The sequence below is a fragment of the Peribacillus sp. CSMR9 genome (genome assembly GCF_033141925.1).
In the GTDB taxonomy this organism is placed as follows: domain Bacteria; phylum Bacillota; class Bacilli; order Bacillales; family DSM-1321; genus Peribacillus; species Peribacillus simplex_A.
The window spans coordinates 25,132-49,328 of the sequence record NZ_JAOPHO010000013.1 but is presented as its reverse complement, the minus strand read 5'-3'; the positions used below and the strand labels follow the sequence as shown (position 1 = coordinate 49,328).

Genomic DNA, 24,197 nt, shown 5'->3' with positions numbered 1-24,197 from the left:
ATTGGAGGCATCAGCCACTCTTTCTTTTGATGCTAATGACGGAACAACCAAACGATTTACTTAAAGATATCCATTCCAGCTTTAAAAAATGAGTTTAATCCATTAGCCACTGATTGAACCGTATTCGCATTATTTAGTAGTGACCGTTTATTCTCCGCAGTTGGATTCGCTTGTGCTTGTAGAAAGGAGGCTTCCAGAGTTGACAACTTTTGTCTCAATTCATTGATTTGCCCTTGTACTGACTCCTTAGTAACAATTGCAATAGCGTCTCTGAAGTATTGTTTACCTTCTGGCTTTATCGTTGCTTTGCTTATCTTCCCAGTCGTACTCTTTTTGATATCTATGAGGTTTTTGTTCACTAGTATCACTAACTCGGCCCTTATCACTTCAAGACTTTTATTGTATTTTTCAGCAATTTTACTTACACATCTTTCTCTATTGCATTCCTCAAGGAAAAAGAGTATTTGCTTTTGTAGATCGTTCATATTTGTTTCTCCTTTTAACTTTCTTTCATTTGTGAGAATTCTTAAGCTTCTTTCTGCCGGTTCTTTGAAGTTTGTATGCCATTAACCCCAAAAACACAGATATTGTTATTTAATGTAGTATTTTCTCTTAAAAAGTAGCTTTAATTTATCACAGGAACCACAGAATCTAATATAAAACTACAGAAACCAACAAATATTTTTTAAATATTCAAAAAAATAATACAAAAATTGGAATTATACAAAATCATATGATATGACGACATGGCCTCTATCGGATATACCCAGGATAAACAATTTTCTGGGACCCTTAGATTGTTCTTAAAGAAAATTGGCTTTTTTTCAGAATATATTCCTAAAATGCGATCTGTAAGATTGATGAAACATTTTGAAAGTATAAAGCGATGCGTAAGGCCTATTCGTGCATCACGTGGGAGCTACCGAATACTAGATCGAATGCTATCCAGTATCAATAAAGAAGTCATCTATTTTATTCATTTATTAGTCTACAAAAAACTTACTCACTAACTATTCCTTCTTGAACACTCTTAATCTATCCATTTTGCCCGCGAGAAAAAGGTTGCCGCAGCATTATTGAACCAGATTAAATATGAAAACAACTTGTTGCAGGGCCCAACATCTCCATCAAGCTAAAAATAGATTTGTTATCTCTGCAATGGACAAATTTTATTATTTTTGAAATATGAAATGAAGCCGGGGGGCGATTACCTTAGTAACAGATAACCTTAAACGTTCGCTAAAGCATGAAGGATTCAATGAAAATGCGTAGTTTGAAACTCCATTCAATATCCCAAAACTGAGTTTGATAAGGGAAGTCATTTCGAAATCATACATATTCTAAAAAGATAACTATACGGCTTCTATGAGAATATTCAAACATGACCTGTAGGACTATCTATAATAAATGTGCAACAGGAAACCTTGTTTAAGTATTAAACATACTTAATGAATACTTTTTCGCCATCATTTCCAAGAGTTTTACCCCGGCAACGCTGTTCCCCTTCTCATCCAGCGCTGCACCATAAATTCCAATTCCGCATTTTCCAGGGACAGCCCCCATGATTCCTCCTGACACGCCGCTTTTGGCCGGAATGCCAACATTAATGGCAAATTCACCTGAGGCATTATACATGCCGCAGGTAACCATGAATGTCTTGCAAATACGAGCAATGTCTCCGGGGATGATTTGCTTTCCCGTCAACTGATCTTTCCCATTCATGGCCAGCACACAGCCTATCCTCGCCAAATCCTGACTGTCCATTTCAATGGCACACTGCTTCGAATACAATTCGATTAGGTCCTCCACATCTTCGTTTATTACATTATGCTGCTTTAAAAAATAGCTTAACGACCGATTTAAGTCTGCTGTATTGTATTCTGAACTGGCAACTGCTTCATTAAAATCGATAATAGGATTTTGGGTCAACTCCCGGATAAAATGTAAAATACGCTTAAACCTCTCATTTACATTGTCACCTGAAACCATGTGGGTCACAGTCAATGCTCCTGCATTGATCATCGGGTTTAACGGCTTTGATGGCTTGTTTGTCTCTAACTTGGCAATGGAATTAAAAGGATCACCGGTAGGTTCTTTTCCTACATAAGAAAAGACATAGTCCTCTCCTTTTTCCATTAATACCATAGCAAGTGTCAATACTTTTGAAATGCTTTGGAGGGTCATTTTGACACTTACATCCCCCGCACAATATCTTTTTCCGTCAGGATAGTAAATAGCCACAGATAAATCTCCAGGATTCGCCTTTTCAAGAGCCGGTATATAGTTTGCCACGTTTCCCTTAACGGTAAATTTTTTTGCCTCATCAACAAGTTGCTGCAATTCTACATTGGACCTGCATTGATATCCCATATTTTTCACAATTTCCCCTCCTTTAAAGGCGAATTCTTGGTAGATAGTGGACTGATTATTTTACAACATCCCATTGTTATTTTTCACAAAACCAGGAAGCAGATAATAAACAGAAAGTAAAGTTAATATTAATAGGAGAAAAGAATAATCAGGATTTCACCCTATTTGCTGCCTGATTTCCTGAATGATGGTTTCCAGTGATGTCACGACGCCTTTTTCATCCTTATAACTAATATGCTTAGGTTGAAAATGAACGGGCGAATCCAAACCTGCTGCTGCTGAAATTCGAAATAGTCCTTTTCGAAGTGTCACGAGAAAGTTGACGACGCGGTATTTCTTTTCGTCAATCACGAGAGCCCTTTGCAATTCTGGGTCTGTTGTGGCTACCCCAACTGGACAGGCATTAGATTGACATTTCAATGTTTGGATACATCCTATGGCAATCATGAATCCACGAGCTATATTGACAAGATCAGCCCCCATCGCCAAAGCAATCGCAATCCGGTCAGGGGTGAACAGTTTACCTGAAGCAATAATTTTAACCCGGTCGCGTACCCCATATTTTTGAAGGGTGGAGACAACAATCGGCAGGGCTGATTTAATCGGCAAACCGACACTATCAATCAATTCTTGATAAGAAGCCCCTGTTCCGCCTTCCCCTCCATCCACAGTGATAAAGTCCGGACCTTTGCCGGTTTCCTTCATATATTTGGCTAATTCCTCTACGCTATCATTACTTCCTACAACCATCTTCATTCCAACAGGTTTACCCGTATGGCTGCGGATTCTTTCAATGAATTCACACATTGTCGGTACATCATTGAACTGATGAAAACGATTGGGGCTATCAATCGATTTGAATGGTTCCACTTTGCGAATTTCGGCAATTTCTGGAGTAACTTTTTCAGCATCGATATGTCCCCCGCGTGTTTTGGCACCTTGAGCGAGCTTAACCTCAAATGCTTTTATTTGAGGGATTTCACTTTTCCGCTTTAACTCGTCCCAATCCATTTCGCCATGCTTATCGCGCACTCCGAACATGGCTGGGCCAATCTGCATAATAATATCGACGCCACCCTTTAAATGATAAGAAGAGAGTCCGCCTTCCCCAGTATTCATCCATGTGCCTTTCGCTAAAGCCAATCCTTCTGATAAAGCTGTTATGGCATTATGTCCTAATGAACCATAGCTCATCGCCGACATCCCAATTAAACCTTTTAATCTAAATGGATGTTTTGTATTTGGGCCAATGATTACGGCATCATGGTCATGTAATAAGTAAGCAGACGATTCCTCATCCTCCCATTTTTCCTTTCGCTGCATAAGAAGCGGATCTCTCAATAAGATATATCTTTTAGTTATCACCTTTGTTTCTCTATCGAATTTTTCTTCTTCTGTTAATTTGGGGAACATAGCATTCCGAACAAAAAGGCCTTCTTCATCAAAATCACGTTTTGAACCAAACCCGATTACATCCCGCATATATTTTGAGCTTTTTACAATATGTTCATAATCATCTCTTGAAAATGGCTTCCCTTCAGTATCCTCGTTAAATAAATATTGACGAAATTCCGGTCCGATTTTTTCTAAAAAATAGCGGACCCTCCCTAGTACTGGATAATTCCGTAGTATGGCGTGATGCTTCTGATTTCGGTCTAATATTAATAAATAGACTAGAAAAATGACAAGTGCTATTACAACAAGTGCAATAGTAATAAATGAAATGATAATTAAACGACTTGCGATATCCATTTTACCCCTCCTAGTAATGATTATATTGTGTTTAATTTACTCTAACTTGAATCTCTTTATACAATGGAGCGAATATTATTGAAAAGATTTTTAATGCTCAATTACATAATTTCATGTAGGCAAAGCCAACATATAGGGAAGAAATCAATGGTCGAGGAGGGAATAGTATGAAGGCATCTGATTTGTTTATAAGATGTTTAGAGAATGAAGGTGTTCAGTATATTTTCGGGATACCTGGTGAGGAAAATACGGATCTTGTTGATTCTCTAATAAGCTCTGATATTAAATTTATCTTAGTCCACCATGAACAAGCTGCAGCATTTATGGCAGACATCTATGGGCGGCTAACTGGAAAGCCTGGCGTTTGTTTGAGTACATTGGGACCGGGTGCAACCAATTTATTAACAGGGATAGGAAGTGCTTATTTGGATTATTCCCCTGTTGTTGCGATTACTGGTCAGGCGGGGCTTGATCGAATTCATAAGGAGTCGCATCAATATGTGGACATTATTGGAGTTTTTAAGGAAGTAACGAAATGGAATCAACAAATTAAGGTGCCTCATACGATTCCGGAAATTATCCGTAAAGCATTTAAGACTGCAGTCATTGAAAAGCCGGGTGCTGTTCATATCGAGCTCCCGGAAGATGTGGCAATGATGGATACAGAAGGTGAGCCACTTCCGGTTACACCAATGCCTAGATCCAATCCAGCCGAAGAAGAAATCAAAAAAGCTGTAGAATTAATAAATCGTGCTAAAAAGCCTATTATTCTAGCTGGTAATGGCGTAATCCGCGATGGAGCTACGGAGTCCTTACGTAAATTTGCTGAAGAGAAACAAATTCCTGTTGTGAATTCGTTCATGGCCAAAGGAGTTTTACCTTCTAACCATCCGTTGACCCTTTTTACAGTAGGGATGCAAGCAAGGGATTATGTTCTATGCGGGTTTGATTTGGCCGATCTTATTATCACCGTCGGCTATGATTTCGTCGAATATTTGCCAAAGTATTGGAACGATGAGGCAATGAATCAGATTATTCATATTGATGCTCGACCGGCTGAGGTTGATGCTTATTACCCCGTTCAAGCTGAATTGGTCGGGAACGTAACAGAGTCACTTGAAGCCTTGACCACTGATGTAGTTAAAAAAGAGCTTTGGCCAGAAGTGAAAAGATTAAGGTCTCAAATTATTGAAAAATTTCATTCTTCAGATGATGTATCAGGAAGCCCTATCATCCCTCAGCGGATTATCGCTGATTTGAAAAAGGCGGAAAAGGGAAATGCCATTGTCATTTCTGATGTGGGTGCACATAAATTATGGATGGCCCGGATGTATCAACCGGAAAAGCCTAATCACACTATCATTTCTAATGGCTTTGCATCGATGGGGATTGCCATTCCCGGTGCGATTGCGGCAAAACTGGCAAAACCTGATAAACCCGTCATTGCGGTTACAGGGGATGGCGGATTTCTAATGAATGGGGTTGAATTGGCAACTGCAAAACGTCTGGGCCTTGCCTTCGTGATAGTCATTTTCCATGATTCAAAATACGGCCTAATTGAGTGGAAGCAATTGAATAAATTTGATCGTACGAATGCGATTGAATTTACCGACCCAGACTTTTTAAGCTTCGCAAAAAGTTTTGGTGTTAAAGGAGTGAAAGTAACCCATTCCGATGAATTGCTTCATGCATTAGAAGAAGCGATTTCGAGTCAGGAAATTGTCTTGATTGATGTGGATGTCGATTATTCGGAAAATGTAAAGCTCTCGAAAACACTGGGTGATTATATTTGTAAATTATAAAACATGTAGTATTGGAGGAATGTCAGATGAAGAAAAAGTGGCAATTGTGGATCGGTGGTAAATGGCGGGAAGCTAAATCGTATGAGCCGTTATTTAATCCCCATTCAAATGAAGAAATTGCACAAATCGGACAGGCTGAGCCTGCGGATGCCATTGAAGCAATAGTTGAGGCAAATGCCGCTTTTCAGAAATACCGATCCTACCCGGCGCATGCTCGAGCCGAAATTTTAGTGAAAGCTGCAGCAATCATGGAAGAACGCAGTGAAGAGCTTGCGAAAATCGTTTCTCTAGAGGCGGCGAAAACGATTCGAAATGCTCGTGAGGAAATGAATCGTACGGTTCAGACCTATCGTTTTGCTGCAGAAGCGGCAAAGAACAATTATGGAGAACAAATTCCGATGGATGCTGCACAGGGTGGGGTAAACCGTTTTGGCTTCACAATTCGTACCCCGATTGGCGTCGTAACGGCGATTACCCCATTTAACTTTCCATTTAATCTTGTCGCCCATAAAGTTGGTCCAGCTATTGCGGCTGGTAATTCGATCGTGTTAAAACCTGCCGAACAAACCCCTTTGAGTGCACTGGTTCTTGCCGATATCTTTCAAGAAGCAGGGCTGCCGGAGGGAGTTTTGAACATCATTCCGGGTAAGGGAGATGTTTTAAGTGAAGCGTTGACAACCCATCCACATGTAAAAAAAGTGACTTTCACAGGCAGTGTAGAGGTCGGACACCTTATCCAGCAGCAGGCAGGCTTCCGTAAGCTTACCCTTGAACTCGGATCCAATTCGCCTTTCATCATTGATGAAGGAGTTGACATCGATAAAATTATTCAACGAAGTGTGATGGGTTCATTTACGAATAATGGTCAGGTGTGCATCTCGATTCAACGAATTTATGTCCACAAATCACTATACCAACAATTTTTAGAACGATTCGTCAGTGCAACAAAACAGCTTGTCATCGGTTCCCCCCTGGAGGAAAATACAAATATTACAGCAGTCATTTCGAAAAAATCATTGGAACGGTTACAAAGTTGGATTGACGAGGCAGTACAGGAAGGAGCAAAAATCGAGTGCGGCGGTACAGTGGAAGGCAATGTACTAGTGCCTACCGTCTTAACCAATGTAAATCGTGATTCAAAGGTATTTCGTTTCGAAGTATTTGGTCCGATCGTCTGTATTTTCCCATTCGAAACGCTGAATGATGCCATCAAGGATGCAAATGATTCACGTTACGGATTGAACTCAGGAGTGATGACACCGAGTATAGAACGTGCTTTCTATGCGGCAGAACGCTTGGAAACAGGTGGAGTTGTCATCAATGATATCCCAACTTATCGGATCGATAATATGCCTTATGGCGGCTGGAAGGACAGCGGTGTTGGTCGAGAAGGCGTCAAATATGCGATGAATGAGATGATGGAACAGAAGTTTATTAGCTTTAAAATAAGAGATGAATGATAGCAAGACCCATTAGTACTTGTTTGTATCGGCACGAATCGCTCGACCGGAATTGCAAGCGGGCATTTGTGGTACAACTTGATAAGTCAACTTTCTCCATTTTCACTGTATGGAACCTAAGAAAATTCAATTTAGCTATAGTTTAAAATGAACTACCTTATTTAGAAAACATAGGTCATTAAGTGAAAAATGGTTAAGAATGGCATAACAAAACCACCTTTCAGATGAATACTTGATTAAGGTGGTTTTATATGCTTGGTAATAGGAAATTCATTGTCTTGACATGGGTTTGAAGAGTAACGACTTTTTTAATGATTGATGGTTTTACTAGCATGGTTTTAGCTAGTACTTTAGGTGTTGGCGTAACCTTTTCCGAAATGTTTCTCTACCAAGGTGAAATAATCTATCCAAATGTAATTAAAACATACTTGTCAGAACCTTTACTTGCAGAACTAACCGCTACATGTGGAGCACCCAACTTTGTTATTGGTGAAAATATGTTAGGAATTAAGTAAATTCGTGTAGCTTTTAAGATTATTACCCAAATTCTAATTACCCAATCCTTCTTTGACCACCACTTCCTTGTGAAAACTTCAATTTAAATATTCTAGCGAGGTCTTTACCTAAATATATTATAATTTGTTTAATTTAATACCCATTAGTATGTTCGCGTTGAAATGGTTCAAATAGGTTAAATTTGTAAATAAAATTTCTATTATTCACAATTGGATTAATGGATTTGGATTCTCAAAAAATTGGATAAAACATCACCAAACTAACCTTCGCAGCACAGGACTTATGAGATCCATGGTGAATAGACCGTAATCAATGACAACCATTTTATTATTCTTAGTAAATCCGACATTAGCTAAACGCAAATCTATTGGAATGATACCGTACCTCAGGAATTTCAATTCCAACTTGATCAGTTTCGTATATTCCCTGATTGACACTTTCGTGTCCACCTTCTTCATGATAATCCAGCCCAGCCCATACTCTTTAACCGGACATAGATACTTTTTGACTTCCTTCTTACAGTTATTATATATATAGACCTCATTTGCATTGCTTATTAAGCCTACTTCTGATAATGCAATTTTTAATATATAGCCATTATTTAAATCATAGACAACTCGGTTTAAACCATACCCAATCATTTTATGCTTGATTTTTAGCGTTTTACTAGCAGTAGACACTATTTGTCTTGCGGTTTTATAAAACTGGTATGTCCACATTTGAGATATCCAAGACTCAATGGCTTTTATCTCTTGCTGGGACAGCATTTTACTTTTATTCGGCTGATGTATCCTTTCCTTACCATTGTTAATTGGCCACATTCCATATACGTCTCCTTTTTAAAAAAATTTGTGACTAGAGAGATGGATTTCCAGGTAGATGAAAAAACAAGTACATAGAAGAATAAAACAAAGGCTGTTTTCACATACTTTGTTGCTATTTACCAGGTAGTGAGTTGTGGTTGATTTCCCCTCCAGATGCTCGCTTTCCGCGGGGCGGGCGGTGAGCCTCCTCGGCGTAAACGCCTGTGGGGTCTCACCTGTCCCGCTGCTCCCGCAGGAGTCTCGCACTTCCGCTCCAATCAACCTTAAATAGTTTCGTTTTAAAAACAACAATCTTTACGAAAAGAGCCTAAACAAAAGATTTAGTTCTGGCTGTTTATATTGGAAATTCAAAGCAAAAATTAAATCCAGGAAGTAAAGACCTTTCTATTTGTTCGTTCCTAAGCCATTTTCATCATCCATTGATCCATTACCTAGCATGTCCTCAGTTTCTTAGGATTTTCCCTTGTAATATGATATGACTTTAATATAAAACCGCTTGTACTATAGCTGAGAAATCTCGCGAAAACACACCAAAGGATGGAGAGATCAAGACAGAAAGACCATGGTACCCCAGATGAATTGCCACGGCTTTTTTCTTTTTTCCCACCAGATTATGTTGTGCGAGACCATCTTGACGTCAGATGCCCTGGAATCCGGATTCCTCCAAAAAAAAAGCCTAAAATCGCTGACGGCACGAGAAGAATAGTTCCTGATCGGCAAGTTTACGCATAGATTAATAAAGCCGTTGCTCATGAAGACTGTTGCTTCCGCTAAGAAGATGTCCCGTTATGTCCCCTACATATCTCAAAAAGCCCCTTGTTGGTTTTTCTCTCCTTTTTACATTATTTTCGCTTTTGATAAAAAGATAAAACGCCCCAGTAGTCTAATTAAAGAACAATGCCTTAATAAAAAGAGAAATAATTATATAGCAACATGAATGCAGTTAATTTTTTATGCAAACTCAAACTATATCGATTTTCGGCAACAAGATGGGTACTCTTCCTTCATTTGCGAAAAAAAGGTATATTATAGTTTATGACATCGATAGTTTAAGGAGTGATGAAATATTCGTAAAAGATGGACCATTTCAATAATTGCTGGATTATTGCTTATTTTTTCAAGTGTTATAGCCTTCAATTATTTCGGCAGCGATAATAAGACCGAAAAACGGAAATATGCAGAAGCCAAGGAGTCCAAAATTCCTGAGGTACAGGAATATGGCGGGACCCATCTTGAAAGAGTCGGCGATAAGGTCCGCCAAAAAGATTGGGGAACACTCACATTACTAGAAACGAAGTCTATAAATGAGTCATTTGAATTGGCTCCCATGGCCATCACAATCAAGGATATCCGCATGATTCAATTTTCTTCACTCACAGATGAAGTAAAGGAGGAGCTCAAATCCTATACGGGATTGAGTTTTGAAGAAGCCTATTCGATATACTATAAAGAGAATTTATCCATGGAGGAAATCGATCAGCAGTCTGCCTGGTCTAAAACGGATATTGGCAAAGAGGTAACTTATCTTGAAATAACTTATTCTGTGGAAAATAAAGGTCCCAAGGAACTGCAGTTCTTCAGCATGGAACATGTTACTTTCAATGATGACCTTACATATAATGTGCCTTCTAAAAATTTCATCCACTCCGGGGATACTTTTATGGGGACAAAAAAAGTAAGTCGATTAGATTACCAACCAGGAGAAACAAGAAAAGGCACAATTGGCTTATTAGTCGATTCCGAAGAAAAAATCGACGGGCTCAAGTCCTTTTCATTCACTACCGACGATATAGCAGATGGTGAGTCTCACGAATTATTGGTGGATGGGACTTCATTTGATGTTCACCTATAAGGAAAGTAGTTTTATCGAGAGAACACGAATACTTGCAGCGGGATTGGGGGACGAATCATATTGGAAAAAGCAATAATTATCGGAGGAAGCATCGCAGGGAAACAGCTGCCAAGCCCTATCACATACTTTTCGAGAATTAATCATCTTGGAAGCAGGTGAAAGATGGACGGAAAAAGCCGCTAGGCAAAAGAGTGCCATAAAGCTACCATCCTCATGTTTGATTAAAAGGAGGAGAAGCAGCAATTGAGAAATTGTTTCCACACTTCTTTGATCAATTAATAGCGCCCCCCTCCACCTTTTTCACCCTAAAGGAAGGTTTGCTATTTTGACCAATCTGAAGAAAAAGAGTAAGAAGTCGACATCCTATGAAAAGCTAATCTACAAATATCGTGATCTCTTTCAATCATTAAATGCAAGCAATCGGGCGCTTTAAAGAGCGTCTTTTTGGGTTATGGCGCCTTTATAGCAACAACAGCAATTTCCACTATTTCGGGAAGTGATAAGAGGGCGTATTTTCTTCATTAAGATTCCAATACGAGGCGGCGGTGAGTTATTTAAAAATTACATTCCTTACGATATTTATAACTGTACTAACAAGGATTGAGCTTGTTCATTTCGACAGCAGTAAAGCCTAGTTTTGAATATTAAGATGGAGGTGACGCGTTATAGATCAAAATGATCATGTAAATAAAGAGATGACCAACTCATTTAGAATTGGTCATCACTGTTAGCTTCCTTCTACTTTATGATTCCCGTTAATACACACACAGCCCTCGTTCCTGTGCTTTGGTTACTTTTCTAAAAATCGTTGGATACTTTTTATACATTGATATTCCTGCATTTTTTGAACCACGTTTTCCTGTATCTTTCCATCATCCATTTTCACTTTATCAATCACCACATTCATAATTCAACATATAATACAACAAAGGAAAACCGGGGGTATCAACATGCAAGACAATCAACATGGATTGCAAATGAATGAGGTTGAAAAGTTTGATGAATGGGTAAAAAAGTTTTTTCTGGATCCGGAAACTTGTGCGTTGGATCATCAACTTTTTTCAATTGATATATACGAAAGTGACGATGAGTATATGGTGGAAGCGGTTTTGGAAAATCATGATGTGAAAGATATTAAAGTTTGTTTACGTGATAATGAGCTATCGATCATCGTTGATGATACTCATAAGCCATTACTTGAAAAAAAAGCGGATACAATACCCACACAGAGAAAAATCCCTTTCCCCTTTTCGATTTGCTCACGAAGAATTACCGCTGAATTCTCAAATCCAATATTGGTGATTCGCATCCATAAGTTTTCCCCCGGAAAAACAGCTGATGATATTAACATAGAGTAGTTCATTCCTAAAAATTAAAAAGAATGGCATAGGAGCCACATTCACTCCTTAGCCATTCTTTTTTTCTTGATTTATCCAGCAAAATAGAAGGACGTACGACTCCCTTTTTGTGTCGAGATGACTTGGAGCTGGGCATCTATTCTTTCTTTTAATTCTGGAACATGAGAAATTATCCCGACTAATCTCCCGGTGCTTTGTATATCCATTAATGCTTCAATCGCATGATCAAGAGATTCAGGGTCGAGGGTACCGAAACCTTCATCGATGAACATCGTTTCGAGTGAGATCCCGCCTGCATTCTGCTGGACGACATCCGCAAGACCCAAAGCAAGTGCAAGGGATGCCTTAAAGCTCTCTCCTCCCGAAAGGGTTTTGACATGCCTCTCCTGTCCTGTATATTGGTCATACACGGATAACTCCAGACCGCTCTGGATATTCCTGCGTGTAGGATCCAGCTTTCGCAGCAGCTGATATCTGCCGCTTGTCATTTTCAGTAATCTTGAATTGGCTTCTTTTAGGATATCATCCAAAAAGGCTGCCAATACATACCGTTCAAAAGTTATTTTGAAGGAGTTTTGACCTTTGGAAATCTCAGACAGATGACCGACGATACTGTACCTTTCATCCAGATTTTTCTGATCTTCCCTGATATGCGCCAATTTCCTTTCGATTTCTTCATTAGTCCTTTTTTCGGCATGTAATTCATTCTGATTTTGGCGTAGCGACTCCAATTCTGCATCTATGAAATCAAATGTCTTTTTCAATCCTTCAAGGTCCGGTTTGACTACATCTTTTAACTTCATTTCCAAATCATGAAACAGACTTAAAACACTTTGCCAATTTTGATTATACTGCAGCACTTGGTCCTCTAAACTCCCAAGAGCCGCTTCCGACTTTTTGGCTGCTGTATATTCTTTATAATTGGAAAAGCCTTGATTGGTCATATCCGTAATTAACTTTTCCCGTTCCTCTTTCAATTCTTGATTTAATGCCTCTATATTTCCACTTAGGGATTCTTTTTTTGCATTGATTGCCGATTCTTTTTCTTTAACCATTTGAATGTTTTTTTGTGCATCTTCCAAAGCAATTTGTAAGCGTTTGTGCGTTTTTACAGCCATTTGGAAGGCTGCATTATATTCTTCCTCTGTCCGTATACCGTCTGGCAGGGAATCGGTTAATCCTGTCAGTTTTGTAAAGTTTTCAATATACCTGGTTTTCCCTTGGTCCTCTTTTATTTCTAAAGAAGCAAGATTCTCCTTTAACTGGGATGCTTTCGCTTTTAATTCCAGCAACCTGCTTTCAAGATCATTAAATAATGACTTTTTCCGTACCAATTCTTTTAACTGCTCTTGCAGCACTTTTCCTTTTTGTATAAACTGTTTCAAATTATCATCAATGTCTTCAAACCTAAACTCCGGCATGTCATTTTGTAAGTCCATCATCTTTTCCTTTGAAGACTCGGCCAGTGCATCATACTTTGATTTTGCTTGGTAATATTCACTTTCGGCTTGGCTTTTTTGTTGTTCTGCAGTTTTCAGCCTGTTTTCTTGCTCTTTCAGTTCCATATCCGTTGGCATATCCTCATGCAATTGCGCTGGTTTTGGATGACTTAGCGAACCGCACACAGGACAATTTTCCCCTGAGTGCAGCATGGACGCAAGCATACCCGCTTGGCCTGATCGCCAGTTTTGATTCAGGGCTTCCAGTTTTTCCTTTTCCTGAATCTGAATTCTTTGAATCTCTTTGAACCGAATATTCTTTTCTTCCAGAACCCGCTTCGTATTCTGAACTTCGGAAAGAACTTCTTGAAGCTTTTTTATTTTCATTAACGATTGATCATTTCTTTCCGCTTCGATTTCCTTTTCACGATGAAGAACCGCCGCTTTTTCCGCTTCTGTTTTTACATGAGTGACTCTCTCTGCTTCCTCTTCGATTGCCAGATGTTCCGAAACATTTTTTTCTCGAAGTCCTTTACTAGTTCGCCACTCTTTTTCATCTAACGTAACTTGTGCTTTTAAGCTTGCAAAAGTCATGACAGCCTCTTTTACCTGCTCAAGCTGATGAACATTCCGTACGGCCTGCTCCCTCTGGTTTTCCTTCAACATTTCCTGTTCATAGGAATCCTGCTTCTCAATGCGTTCAGCCTGTAATTTCTCGGCCTGTACACTTAACTTTTGAAGTTCAGCATTCGCATCTTGGACTTGTTTGCCAATTCGCAAATAATATTGTTCCTGCTTTTCAAGCGAAGCCGCTTTATGTGCCATTTTAATTTGGTCTTTCACGAGTTCCATTTCAGGCTGCTTTGCTTCAAGGTGTTCCTTTTCTTTTCGCAGTGTTTCTTTTTCCGAAAATCGATTTAATAAATCGACAGCTTTTGAAAGTTCTTGATTAACTTGATCACGGGCTTTTTGCTTTTCCTGTATTTGTTTATTTACATCCTCATTTTTTTCTGCCGCTGCCAAAATGACTTCCTGTAACAGTGGTAAGATCAGCTGTTCGTTAGGCACTTCCGCTTCCAATTGTGCCTGCAATTCTACATGATTACCAGGCTGGATGCCTTTCATTAATTCGATTCTCCGCTGAGCACTTTTTTCACTTTGCTTTCTTAGGATCGAAGCCTCTTCTTTTAACTTTTCTTCTATTCGTTTATAAAGTTCAGTATGAAATAATTTCTGAAGAATCTGTTCCTTATCCTTGCTGTCGGAAGTTAACAGTTTTCGGAATTCATTTTGTGGAATCATCAGGATTTGCCGGAATTGATTGGCATCAAGTCCAATGAGTAATTTGATTTTTTCCTCAACCTCACGCACATTCGCACCAAGCAATTTTTTTCCTTCAGCCAATATCTCATATAATTCAGCCTTTGCTCCAACCGTTGTCGTTCCTTCTCCTGCTTTTTTCTTTCGTTCCTGCTGCGGTGACCGGGTCACCCAATATGTTTTCCCACGCAGGGTAAATTGCAGCGAGACTTCCGTCATCACATCATCTTCGGCAAACTGACTTCGTAAATCTTGCCCGCTTCGGTCTTCACCACTGGCTTTTCCATAAATCGCAAAACTGATCCCATCAAATATCGTTGTTTTCCCTGCGCCTGTCTTTCCAGAGATGACAAACATGGTCCGTTCTCCAAGGGAATTAAAATCGATGGTTTCCCTCCCTGCATATGGTCCGAATGCCTGCATCGTTAAAATATGGGGTCTCATTTCAAAGCCTCCTCTTTCTTCACGGCTTCAATTACCGAAACCATCAAATCTTGCTTTTGAGAATCAAAGTCCCGATCTGTCATTTCTTGATAAAACGTTTCGAACAAGTCCAATTCTGATTTCCGTTCATCTTTTACAGAAGAGAAGGATTTTTTTCTTCTAAGGTCGGTCAAATCCCATTTTCGTTCCAGATGAAGTACATTCGGGTAAATCTGGCGCAAACGATTAATCGGATCGATGAGTGACCCCTCGTCATTTAATGTTATTTTCAAGTAGTCATCCTTTTTTTGCAATTGATAAAAAGCGGGATCTAGTAACTCTTCCATCGTTCCGGATATTTCCCTCATATCCAGCTTGGGCGCCAAAGATCGATAGCGTATATCGAAGCTACCATCTTCTTGCATATCGACAATGGAAAGCGACTTATTTTGCTTGGCCTCAGAAAAAGAGTATTTTAATAGTGATCCAGAGTAAAACACCTTAGGATGACGTATCGCGTCAGGACTATGTAAATGTCCAAGTGCCGTATAATCGAACGCATCGAATAAGTCTGATGAAACACATCCGGAACCACCTACTGACAAAACTCGCTCTGAATCGCTCGTTTTTCCGCCTAATACAAAAGCATGTCCTACGAAGACATTCGGTTCATCCTTATTGAAAGTCTCTGCAATCATTCCGGTTATCCGCTTCATCGCTTCTTGATGGGAATGGATACTTTCATCTTCAAAAAGATGGCGAACCGTTCCAGGTTCTGCATATGGAACACAATAAAAATTCACTCCCTTAATGCGAACCGGCTCAAATGTTTTTGTCAATTTCCCATGAATGTATAACTGACTATGACGATACCATGATGAACCGAATGCAAGCCTTTCCGCAGAATCATGGTTTCCCGATATTGCAACGATTGGTGTATTCATTTTCACATTAATCGTATAAAGGATTTCATCAAGAAGCTCCACAGCTTCAGTCGGTGGAACCGAACGATCATAAAGATCACCGGCAATCACAACCGCATCAGGTTTTTCTTCTTCAACAATTTCTATGAATTGCAAAAGGGCATGCCTTTGGTCATCTGTCATATGTACCCCGTGTACGATTTTCCCTAAATGCCAATCAGCCGTATGGATAAATTTCATAGTTTCACTCCGTCCTCACTTTTACTTACTATTATTATATCAAAAATTTAAAGAATAGCATGGCTTGGGTACAAACGTTCTAATTATTACCACACTGTCCCATTCTTTTCAATTATTCAGAATAAAAAAAGGCAAACTCAAAAGAGTCTGCCCTTTTCATCATTAGCTGAATAAGTGTTCATATGGACCCATATTCACTTTTCTTTCAGCTAATTTTTTTTGTAAAAATTTATGGTCACGTTTTGGTGTGGCGATGATATAGCCGCGTATCACTAGTTCTTCCGTAATATCGCCCGCTTTTTCCTTTAACGCCAACTCTCCGATTTTCCCCGCAATTTTATGGCGTGCAACATCACGAAAAAGTTCCGGTACAGGGCTCACTAAATCTTCGAGTAATTCCTTTTGTTGATTTGACCATAAGTGCTTTGTTTGGTCCAAATAGTATTCTTCCCAATCCATATCGGATTTCCCGTCTTCTTTGGGGAATCTTTTCAGGAACTTTCGAAACATGAAAAAGCCACCTATGCTCATCAAAATAATTAAAAGGGCTACCCAAAATAGAATAAACCATAAAAACCATCCACTAAGCAAAGTACCACCTCATATGTATAGAATGATCGTCACTATTATTATAGACAGTAACCCATATCTTTACAAGACTGGCAATGTAATCATTCCGGATCGTTCACTTCCAGCAAGACCAGTGAAAAATCCCCTACGGCATTTTCTTCATAAAGATTCGTGACCGAAGTCGCATAGTTAAAGATCTCTGCTCGAAATTCCTCGTTTGACTGAGGAATCTTTAAATCAAATACCATTTGATAAAGCAGTGTTGTAATACCATGATATTCACTATTTGTAACCTTGAAATTAAAACTGACTTTTCTAATTTCTCTACCTTCAGAATCCTTTACATTTTCAGTAAGAAAATCAGTAACATGCAGTGGAACATCATTTAAAATGACCTCATCTACCATTTTATCAACATCTCCTTTAAATGTGGTTAAAGCCATGTTATCACTAGGGTTCTTCCTGCGCCAATGATTCAGCCTTGAAAAGCTCAAAAAACCTGAGTCATTATGATATCGACTCAGGTTTCCTGGATTATCCCTTTGATCCTATTTTACATGTATCACACCATATTACTTCCACTTAAACTGGCAGCTTTGACTTTTTTGTATTGATATAGCATGGCAATTCTCCATGGAACGATCATAGCAAATGCAAGTAAGAAAAACATACCACTCAAGACGCCGACTTCAATCGTGCTTCCCAGCATCAGTTTCGCCACCAGCCGTATCACCATGAGACCAATCAATATGAATATAAACGCTTTAGAGCGCAGGATATAAATTTTTTCATCTCTAACTTCGAATTTGGATGTTTTAATTAATAGGATGGAAAACAACATCCCTGCAACAAGAGCCTCCAATAATTCGTATCGAGTGACCCGGAACATTGGAAAAATAAACATCAAAGCACCCGTACTCATAAACAGCGGCGGTAAGATGATTTTCTTTTCGTTCACTGGTTTTTTCGTTTCCTTCATCCGTAACATGAAAACACCCATAGCCATCACAATCGCTATACCTGTTGATAAATATATCATCAAACCATCCCTTTTAATTAAAAATAGGTAAGTACCATTAAAAATTATATATGACTTCAATTAATAAACAAAGTATATATTACCTATTTGAGATAAACAAGGAGCGTGTTTTTAATTTAGCGACCTATTGATGGCATTTAATACCCTGCTCTCGACAAAAGGCTTGACGATAAAAATCTTTCGCCCAAGCTTCAACAACCATTTTTCTGCTGACCCATCGAGCATATAATTATATCCTTTGCAGCCCAAATTTTCTTCTTAATTTCTTCATGATTGGCATGGTAATATCCATCGTCACCAGGCCGAATCAAATTTCGAACAGCACAATAAAACCTAATCAAGGAAACTCCCATTAGAATAATTTTGAAAAAATAACTTATTATGGACTAAAACCCCGTAAAGCCACCGAATAGTCTAGACAGGACTGCTATTATTTTGGTCATCCAATTAAAAAACAAAATCACACCCATTACAATCATTAAATATCCGCCAATCTTCATGATGTATTGGCTGTACTTTTTGATCCATTTCAATTTTCCGACAAAGAAGGATAATATGAAAAACGGGATGGCAAAGCCTAATATATAGGCAGTCATATAACTCATGGCAGCGCTAGAGTTAGTCGCACCCAAAGAGATGACAGCACCCAATAGTGGGCCAGCACAAGGCGTCCATCCAGCCGCAAAAGCAAGTCCGATAAGAATCGAACCTATATATCCGCCAGGTCGGTTTTTAAATTCAAAACGACTATCCTTCATCAAAGATTTCGGCTGAAAGATTCCTACAATGAATAATCCAAAAATAATAATCAGGATCGCACCAATCTGACGAATCAATTCTTTGTAATCCGAGAAAAAAGAACCTAAAAAGGTCGTACTAAAACCAATTGCAATAAAAACTAGAGAAAATCCAAGAAGGAAGAATAAAGTATGCAGCATACTTCTACTTTGGAGCATGGCGTTCTCTGATTTGATTTCACCAACACTCATACCAGTGATATAAGATAAAAAGGCTGGATAGAGCGGTAAGCAGCATGGCGAAATAAAACTCAAGAAGCCCGCCCCAAAAGCTAAAAACATATTAATATCATTCAAATGAGCTCACTCCTATGTATGTCAACCTATAAACATTGTAACAAATAAGATAAAAAAATACATTTATGGAACTGTGAATATTTAATGACAACTAAATGCCAAACATTTAAAGGAGAAGGGGGCCACAGCTTAATTTTCATTAAGTTAACTTATTTGAATTCATTAGTCCGAGCCGATATAATTGTTATATTCATACAAATTTTACAACAGAACACATAAATAAAGGGTACCATGAAAAAATGTTGGGGCCAGAAAGGAAATATAATGGCTAAAAAGAATGAATTTCTCGAACAGATTGAATTAAAGAGAAATGAACTTATCAAGATTGTCGCTAAAGATGGTTTAAACTCCCATGTTGCCGTTGAATATAGCCAGCAACTTGATCAATTATTAAATAAATATAATGAACTTTTTTATAAAACTGGTACAGGTTTTTAATCCCGTTCATCTCCCATTGATAACCACCCATGTTATTATATGATTTATTTTAACGGTCAATCTCTCCTTTTTTGATTCTTTCTCCATTCGAATACATAAGAATAACCTTTTCTTTCTATATAAAAAACAGGCAAACGCTACGGGCGCACTGCCTGTTTTTCATTAAAAGGATGCACATTTCAACATTAACATCTTGTGTCGGTTCATAGTTTGTCACAACAAGAACAATAGGAAATCCAGCTAAGATGGAATTACTGACATTGATTATCAGGTAATATTGGATCCATCTAAGGTATCCTATATGAATTTATTTAATAAATGGCGTTTTAAAGCCTCATATACGCCGATGAAAGGGAAAACTTAAATTGAATACCATCAATAAAAGGGACACAATCAAATTGCAAATGTTCATTATTTAAATATCTTTAAGTAACAAACAGTTTTAAACCTTTTCATCCTCCGCCTACAATCAACAATATTAAACAGGCTCCTATTCTTGGCCGGCGCCTTAATAAATAAAATTGAACTCCATATACTATGTCCTATATACATGTACAGGAGGGCATTCGTTTGAAGACTTTAATTATGGCTTTATCAGTTTTCATCCTTTTTTCATCATTTGACACTCCAATTATTCATGCCATTACTTCAAGTCGAGAGGTATATGAAAAAACAGGTAATGTTATTTGGGAGGGCAATACGAAAGAAAAAATCGTAGCCATAACTTTCGACGACGGGACACATCCTTCGTATACACCTCAAATCCTCGATATATTGGCTAAATATAACGCCAAAGCTACCTTTTTTGTTTCTGGTAATAAAGTGAAAAGTAACCCTGGCATTTTAATGAGAGAAATAAAAGAAGGTCATGAAATTGCCAATCACACCTATCATCATTATTTTGATAAAAATATGACCGCTGATTTATTATCTTCTGAATTAGATAAAACAGCTAAAGTGATTTGGGATATTGCCAAATACAAACCTATGCTATATCGTCCTGTAGGTGGACTTTATAACGATATAATCATCAATACAGCTGTAAAAAAAGGATATATGGTTGTACTGTGGTCCTGGCATCAGGATCCCCAAGACTGGAAAAGACCTGCTCCAAATAAAATTTCCACTCATATCATTAAGTCGTTACGAGCTGGCGATATCATTCTCCTGCACGATTGGAGCGACCGTCCCCAAACGGTGGAGGCGTTAGAATCGACATTGGATTATTTATATAAAAACGGCTATGAATGTGTTACGGTGTCTGATTTATTGTTTCGCTCCAAGGTGAGTTCACCCGATTTTTTCAGAACCTTTCCTGTTGAATGAGCCATAAGAGTTAAATTTATGTTTGACAAATCACTCAAAAAATATTATCTCTAATTAAAGATAATTTAATTAGAGATAATTTAATTAGAGATAATATTTGAGATATTTTTTTAAAATAAATCTCGAATTAAATATATCTAAATTCAATATAAATTCCAGGAGGAATCATAAATGATTGGTATAGGTTTATTAGTTATACGTTTAGCAATCGGATTATCGTTTGTTGGTCATGGGGCTCAAAAATTGTTTGGATGGTTTGGCGGTCATGGCTTGAAAGGTACTGGAGGCTGGTTTGACTCGATTGGCATGAAGCCAGGAGTTACCATGGCCCTATTCGCTGGTCTATCAGAGCTTATTGGCGGAGCCTTATTTGCTTTAGGTTTCCTTACACCCTTTGCAGGTATATTAATTGCAATTACAATGCTCGTTGCGATTGTTAAAGTTCACGGAGCAAATGGCTACTGGGCAACTCAAAATGGGTATGAATATAATCTTGCCATTCTTTGCAGTGGCGATTGGTGTAGCGATAACCGGAGCTGGCACGTACTCACTTGATTCCTTTCTATTTTAAGATGGATATTTTAATCCAATATGAAAATACGGAGTGGGTTCAACCCACTCCATGTTTTTTTCCACAATTTGATCCTCATGAAAGCCTGTCATTCGATTTTTTATCAGACCATGCCGGCATCCTCTTTGAAGGGAAAGTAAATGTAAACAAAAAGAAGACCTGATCATCATAATGACTAGGTCTTCTTTTTGTTGTTCACTTTCTCCAGTGCTATCGAATTCTTGTGACAAGATAGTATCGTTAAATTTTATTAAATATGGAGACCTACCTATTCAATCCCCGGAAACCAGCCTGGAGAATGGATGATCGCTTGCCATAATGGGTCTGGAATATCAAGTTGCTGCTGATTATCCTTGTTTATTTTTGTCACGATTTCAGTTTCCCTGCCTTGTTCCACTTTTTGTACCCATTCAGGATCAATTATGATTTCACGGCCTAATGCGATTAACGGAACCCCTGATTGCAGTGCTTTGATTGCATCATCCGCTGTATAGATGGAACCAACACCGATGATAGGAACTTGATCACCGATACGTTCTTTTATAATTTCTATCCGAGGTCGGTCAACCTCCGCTCCCCGTCTTGCTTTTGACCAAAAATCCATTAATGAAACATGAAGATAATCCAGATCCTTTTTCACTAATCCATCAATTAATGCAAGGGTATCATCCATAGTGATTCCCGGTGTTTCCGGTTCCTCCGGTGAAAAGCGATAACCAACGATGAACGGATCATTTGCATGTTCAGCAACAGACTTTTTCACTGCATCCACAACCGCTAATGGAAAAGTCAGGCGCTTTTCAAGGGTCCCTCCCCACTTGTCTTCACGACGGTTTGAATGGGGCGAAAAGAATTGCTGAAGCAAGTAACCATTTGCTCCGTGAATTTCGACACCGTCAAAACCAGCTTCAATGGCACGCCTAGTTGCTTCACCAAAGTCTAGAATGATCGATTCAATTTCTTTTTCAGAAAGTGGGCGAGGTACTGTTTTACCTTCGCCTTCCGATGGGATATTGCTTGCACTGACGACATCGCCATTCGGGATTAATTCCGGTGGAACCTCGCGGCCGCCATGAAAAATTTGGAGGATTGCTTTAGCACCTTTCGCTTTAATTGCTGAAGCTAAGCGGCTAAGACTAGGAATCATTTCATCCTGATCACCGCCAAATTCTCCGTGGAAACCTTTTCCATTTGCCGACACGTAGGTACAAGCCGTTATAACCATGCCTACCCCCCCAGACCGACGTTCATAATAGTTAACTTCGGCATCGGTTACAGTCCCGTCAGGATTCGAAGAGAAATTTGTCAAAGGCGCCATCACCAATCGATTTTTTACTTCTATCCCTTTTCCTAGATTGAACGAATCAAATAATGGTGTAAATTTAGAATTCATTTAGTAATCCTCCATTTTGTTACCAACCCTTTACAGGTATTGGTCGGTATAAGTCCTTTTTTTATTTAACACATACTACTCATGCATGCTTTTCAATCAATGCCGCAATCGCTTCTTTAGGCTGTAAGCCAATTGCTTGATCTACTTTTTCTCCATCTTTGAAAAGAATAAGGGCCGGAATTCCCATCACTCCATAATCGCTTGTCGTAGCTGAATTTTCATCCACATTCAATTTTACGATCTTAACCCGATCACCCATTTCAACATCAATTTCATTAAGGATTGGGGCAATCATTTTACATGGTCCGCACCACGGTGCCCAAAAATCAACCAGTACTAAACCTTCCTTGATTTCACTAGCAAAATTATCATCTGTTACATGTTCTATTGTCATGATCATGGCCTCCTTGTATTATCCGATATATTATGGTTTTGACTCATCATCTATTTAAATCAAGTTTCCCGATTCTATTTCCCGGGATAAGAAACTCGGATTTCCTGATATTTATTTTCGGATGGATTTTAATCGATTCCAATTTACCGGATAACTCCATAAACCATGTTTCATCCTTAGATAGTAAAGCCAAATCAATTAATGCCAAAAGATGACTTTCGTTACTGATTTCTAGATCAGGCAACTTTTCAGTCCATTTACTCGGAATCGAAATCGATTTCCCGACCGCTTTTTCATTGTCACTTTCCACCACATTCACTTTAACGATTTCTCGATTCGCGCTTACCGTTTCAATGTAACCATGGATAAGTTCTCCATCTCTTGATCTTCCCTGCACCCAATCCCCATTATTTAACTGATTATTTCCGGCCATTTTTAACACCCCTTTTATATTCTATTGTTATCAATTATTAACTGTAAAAATAAAATGTACAGTAGAGACAAAAGAAAAAACTAAATCAACATCACGGACATTGTTTAATTTTTTCCAAAAAAGTGCTGAGAGTAATATCTTCTAAATATTTTTCAAAATATAACTCAGCTTCATCGAAGATTTGATCCATGACTACCTGGGTATTGGAAGATATGACACATTTTTTCTCCGGATTACCTGTACACCACTTTGGCTTCAAGGTTCCATGCGAGACCGTTATATAAATATCTGCCAAACTCACCTCTTCAGGGTTACAGTCCAGAATATAGCCTCCGCCCACACCTTCTTTAGTCTTAACAAATCCTTTATTCCGTAAGCAGCTCATCATTTTCCGAATCCTTGCCGAGTTTGTACAAACGTTTTCTGCGATAGACTCACTGCTAGCCATATGATCTGGTAGATAAGCTAAATAGACCAAACTATGCACAGCTATTGTAAAATCACTATTCACTTTTTGCATCCTCCTCAAGGAGATTACTGTAATCTTAATATTTACAGTTGATAAAGTCAACTCAAAAAACTCAACTTTGTTGATCTGTTTATTATTGCAATGAAATTTCCCCCTATCAAAGGATAGAGGGCACTTCATCAGTTAGCTTT

Annotated in this window: 21 protein-coding genes and 2 pseudogenes; 9 read left to right on the top strand and 14 right to left on the bottom strand. The window is 38.6% G+C overall.

Features of this window, described 5'->3' with window-relative positions:
- Positions 1-56: 56 nt before the first annotated feature.
- The 3 genes from N9I19_RS09165 to N9I19_RS09155 all read right to left on the bottom strand — a co-directional run bounded on the left by N9I19_RS09165 (position 57) and on the right by N9I19_RS09155 (position 4,122).
- Positions 57-485: a hypothetical protein gene (locus N9I19_RS09165; protein ID WP_089363254.1), complete on the bottom strand. Its 429-nt coding sequence runs from the start codon at positions 483-485 to the stop codon at positions 57-59.
- 943 nt (positions 486-1,428) lie between these two features.
- Entirely contained in the window at positions 1,429-2,370 is a 942-nt protein-coding gene (glsA, locus tag N9I19_RS09160) for a glutaminase A (RefSeq protein ID WP_317777611.1), read from the bottom strand.
- 156 nt (positions 2,371-2,526) lie between these two features.
- Positions 2,527-4,122, bottom strand: coding sequence for an FMN-binding glutamate synthase family protein (locus N9I19_RS09155; RefSeq protein ID WP_089363253.1), 1,596 nt, complete (start codon positions 4,120-4,122; stop codon positions 2,527-2,529).
- 167 nt (positions 4,123-4,289) lie between these two features.
- Between N9I19_RS09155 and N9I19_RS09150 the strand changes: the two genes are divergently transcribed.
- The 3 genes from N9I19_RS09150 (at position 4,290) to N9I19_RS09140 (ending at position 7,899) form a co-directional block, all read left to right on the top strand.
- Positions 4,290-5,924: an acetolactate synthase large subunit gene (locus N9I19_RS09150; protein ID WP_317777592.1), complete on the top strand. Its 1,635-nt coding sequence runs from the start codon at positions 4,290-4,292 to the stop codon at positions 5,922-5,924.
- Positions 5,925-5,950: 26 nt separating this feature from the next.
- Positions 5,951-7,384: an aldehyde dehydrogenase family protein gene (locus N9I19_RS09145; RefSeq protein WP_317777591.1), complete on the top strand. Its 1,434-nt coding sequence runs from the start codon at positions 5,951-5,953 to the stop codon at positions 7,382-7,384.
- 311 nt (positions 7,385-7,695) lie between these two features.
- Entirely contained in the window at positions 7,696-7,899 is a 204-nt protein-coding gene (locus N9I19_RS09140) for a DUF554 family protein (protein WP_317777590.1), read from the top strand.
- 252 nt (positions 7,900-8,151) lie between these two features.
- Here N9I19_RS09140 and N9I19_RS09135 read toward each other — a convergent pair whose 3' ends face one another.
- Complete coding sequence (locus tag N9I19_RS09135) at positions 8,152-8,721, bottom strand: hypothetical protein (protein ID WP_317777589.1); 570 nt, start codon at positions 8,719-8,721, stop codon at positions 8,152-8,154.
- Positions 8,722-9,829: 1,108 nt separating this feature from the next.
- Here N9I19_RS09135 and N9I19_RS09130 point away from each other — a divergent pair.
- The 3 genes and pseudogenes from N9I19_RS09130 (at position 9,830) to N9I19_RS09120 (ending at position 11,934) form a co-directional block, all read left to right on the top strand.
- Positions 9,830-10,576 carry a hypothetical protein gene (locus tag N9I19_RS09130; RefSeq protein WP_317777588.1) on the top strand — a complete coding sequence of 249 codons (747 nt, stop codon included), beginning with the start codon at positions 9,830-9,832 and terminating at the stop codon, positions 10,574-10,576.
- A 57-nt stretch (positions 10,577-10,633) separates the two neighbouring features.
- A pseudogene (locus tag N9I19_RS09125) lies at positions 10,634-10,857 on the top strand (glutamate synthase); the annotation flags it as partial.
- A gap of 669 nt (positions 10,858-11,526) precedes the next feature.
- The gene (locus N9I19_RS09120) at positions 11,527-11,934 is read left to right on the top strand and encodes an Hsp20/alpha crystallin family protein (RefSeq protein ID WP_061462741.1); all 408 of its coding nucleotides are present in this window, start codon (positions 11,527-11,529) and stop codon (positions 11,932-11,934) included.
- A 71-nt stretch (positions 11,935-12,005) separates the two neighbouring features.
- Here the strand turns inward: N9I19_RS09120 and N9I19_RS09115 are convergent, their stop codons facing one another.
- The 6 genes from N9I19_RS09115 to N9I19_RS09090 form a co-directional block, all read right to left on the bottom strand.
- The gene (locus N9I19_RS09115) at positions 12,006-15,137 is read right to left on the bottom strand and encodes an AAA family ATPase (protein ID WP_317777587.1); all 3,132 of its coding nucleotides are present in this window, start codon (positions 15,135-15,137) and stop codon (positions 12,006-12,008) included.
- Positions 15,134-16,279: an exonuclease SbcCD subunit D gene (locus N9I19_RS09110; protein WP_284471083.1), complete on the bottom strand. Its 1,146-nt coding sequence runs from the start codon at positions 16,277-16,279 to the stop codon at positions 15,134-15,136. Before N9I19_RS09110 ends, N9I19_RS09115 begins: the two co-directional genes overlap by 4 nt.
- A gap of 162 nt (positions 16,280-16,441) precedes the next feature.
- Positions 16,442-16,870, bottom strand: a complete 429-nt coding sequence (locus N9I19_RS09105; protein WP_125162006.1) for a DUF2621 domain-containing protein — start codon at positions 16,868-16,870, stop codon at positions 16,442-16,444.
- Positions 16,871-16,950: 80 nt separating this feature from the next.
- Entirely contained in the window at positions 16,951-17,256 is a 306-nt protein-coding gene (locus tag N9I19_RS09100; protein ID WP_317777586.1) for a DUF3219 family protein, read from the bottom strand.
- A gap of 155 nt (positions 17,257-17,411) precedes the next feature.
- Positions 17,412-17,888, bottom strand: a complete 477-nt coding sequence (locus N9I19_RS09095; protein WP_317777585.1) for a CcdC family protein — start codon at positions 17,886-17,888, stop codon at positions 17,412-17,414.
- Between the two features lie 386 nt (positions 17,889-18,274).
- On the bottom strand, positions 18,275-18,982 hold the full coding sequence (locus tag N9I19_RS09090; RefSeq protein WP_317777584.1) for a cytochrome c biogenesis protein CcdA: 708 nt from the start codon (positions 18,980-18,982) through the stop codon (positions 18,275-18,277).
- 264 nt (positions 18,983-19,246) lie between these two features.
- Here N9I19_RS09090 and N9I19_RS09085 point away from each other — a divergent pair, with 264 nt between their 5' ends.
- The 3 genes and pseudogenes from N9I19_RS09085 to N9I19_RS09075 all read left to right on the top strand — a co-directional run bounded on the left by N9I19_RS09085 (position 19,247) and on the right by N9I19_RS09075 (position 21,317).
- Entirely contained in the window at positions 19,247-19,420 is a 174-nt protein-coding gene (locus N9I19_RS09085; protein WP_076368851.1) for an aspartyl-phosphate phosphatase Spo0E family protein, read from the top strand.
- Between the two features lie 585 nt (positions 19,421-20,005).
- A complete protein-coding gene (locus N9I19_RS09080) occupies positions 20,006-20,746 on the top strand; it encodes a polysaccharide deacetylase family protein (protein ID WP_317777610.1) in 741 nt (246 codons plus the stop codon).
- A 171-nt stretch (positions 20,747-20,917) separates the two neighbouring features.
- Positions 20,918-21,317 (top strand): annotated as a pseudogene (locus N9I19_RS09075) (DoxX family protein).
- Positions 21,318-21,585: 268 nt separating this feature from the next.
- Here the strand turns inward: N9I19_RS09075 and N9I19_RS09070 are convergent.
- The 4 genes from N9I19_RS09070 to N9I19_RS09055 form a co-directional block, all read right to left on the bottom strand.
- Positions 21,586-22,710 carry an NADH-dependent flavin oxidoreductase gene (locus N9I19_RS09070; RefSeq protein ID WP_317777583.1) on the bottom strand — a complete coding sequence of 375 codons (1,125 nt, stop codon included), beginning with the start codon at positions 22,708-22,710 and terminating at the stop codon, positions 21,586-21,588.
- Between the two features lie 79 nt (positions 22,711-22,789).
- Positions 22,790-23,104, bottom strand: coding sequence for a thioredoxin (gene trxA, locus N9I19_RS09065; RefSeq protein ID WP_089363239.1), 315 nt, complete (start codon positions 23,102-23,104; stop codon positions 22,790-22,792).
- Between the two features lie 46 nt (positions 23,105-23,150).
- Entirely contained in the window at positions 23,151-23,537 is a 387-nt protein-coding gene (locus N9I19_RS09060) for an IDEAL domain-containing protein (RefSeq protein WP_317777582.1), read from the bottom strand.
- Between the two features lie 91 nt (positions 23,538-23,628).
- Positions 23,629-24,048, bottom strand: a complete 420-nt coding sequence (locus N9I19_RS09055) for an RrF2 family transcriptional regulator (RefSeq protein WP_061466045.1) — start codon at positions 24,046-24,048, stop codon at positions 23,629-23,631.
- Positions 24,049-24,197 lie beyond the last annotated feature (149 nt).

Coding starts and splice junctions, on each gene's coding strand:
- N9I19_RS09145 (WP_317777591.1), top strand. CDS start 5,951: ATGAAGAAAAAGTGGCAATTGTGGATCGGTGGTAAATGGCGGGAAGCT.
- N9I19_RS09080 (WP_317777610.1), top strand. CDS start 20,006: ATGGCTTTATCAGTTTTCATCCTTTTTTCATCATTTGACACTCCAATT.
- N9I19_RS09115 (WP_317777587.1), bottom strand. CDS start 15,137: ATGAGACCCCATATTTTAACGATGCAGGCATTCGGACCATATGCAGGG.
- N9I19_RS09070 (WP_317777583.1), bottom strand. CDS start 22,710: ATGAATTCTAAATTTACACCATTATTTGATTCGTTCAATCTAGGAAAA.
- N9I19_RS09165 (WP_089363254.1), bottom strand. CDS start 485: ATGAACGATCTACAAAAGCAAATACTCTTTTTCCTTGAGGAATGCAAT.
- N9I19_RS09120 (WP_061462741.1), top strand. CDS start 11,527: ATGCAAGACAATCAACATGGATTGCAAATGAATGAGGTTGAAAAGTTT.
- N9I19_RS09135 (WP_317777589.1), bottom strand. CDS start 8,721: ATGTGGCCAATTAACAATGGTAAGGAAAGGATACATCAGCCGAATAAA.
- glsA (WP_317777611.1), bottom strand. CDS start 2,370: ATGGGATATCAATGCAGGTCCAATGTAGAATTGCAGCAACTTGTTGAT.
- N9I19_RS09095 (WP_317777585.1), bottom strand. CDS start 17,888: ATGATATATTTATCAACAGGTATAGCGATTGTGATGGCTATGGGTGTT.
- N9I19_RS09150 (WP_317777592.1), top strand. CDS start 4,290: ATGAAGGCATCTGATTTGTTTATAAGATGTTTAGAGAATGAAGGTGTT.
- N9I19_RS09155 (WP_089363253.1), bottom strand. CDS start 4,122: ATGGATATCGCAAGTCGTTTAATTATCATTTCATTTATTACTATTGCA.
- N9I19_RS09085 (WP_076368851.1), top strand. CDS start 19,247: ATGGCTAAAAAGAATGAATTTCTCGAACAGATTGAATTAAAGAGAAAT.
- N9I19_RS09060 (WP_317777582.1), bottom strand. CDS start 23,537: ATGGCCGGAAATAATCAGTTAAATAATGGGGATTGGGTGCAGGGAAGA.
- N9I19_RS09110 (WP_284471083.1), bottom strand. CDS start 16,279: ATGAAATTTATCCATACGGCTGATTGGCATTTAGGGAAAATCGTACAC.
- N9I19_RS09100 (WP_317777586.1), bottom strand. CDS start 17,256: ATGGTAGATGAGGTCATTTTAAATGATGTTCCACTGCATGTTACTGAT.
- N9I19_RS09140 (WP_317777590.1), top strand. CDS start 7,696: ATGATTGATGGTTTTACTAGCATGGTTTTAGCTAGTACTTTAGGTGTT.
- trxA (WP_089363239.1), bottom strand. CDS start 23,104: ATGACAATAGAACATGTAACAGATGATAATTTTGCTAGTGAAATCAAG.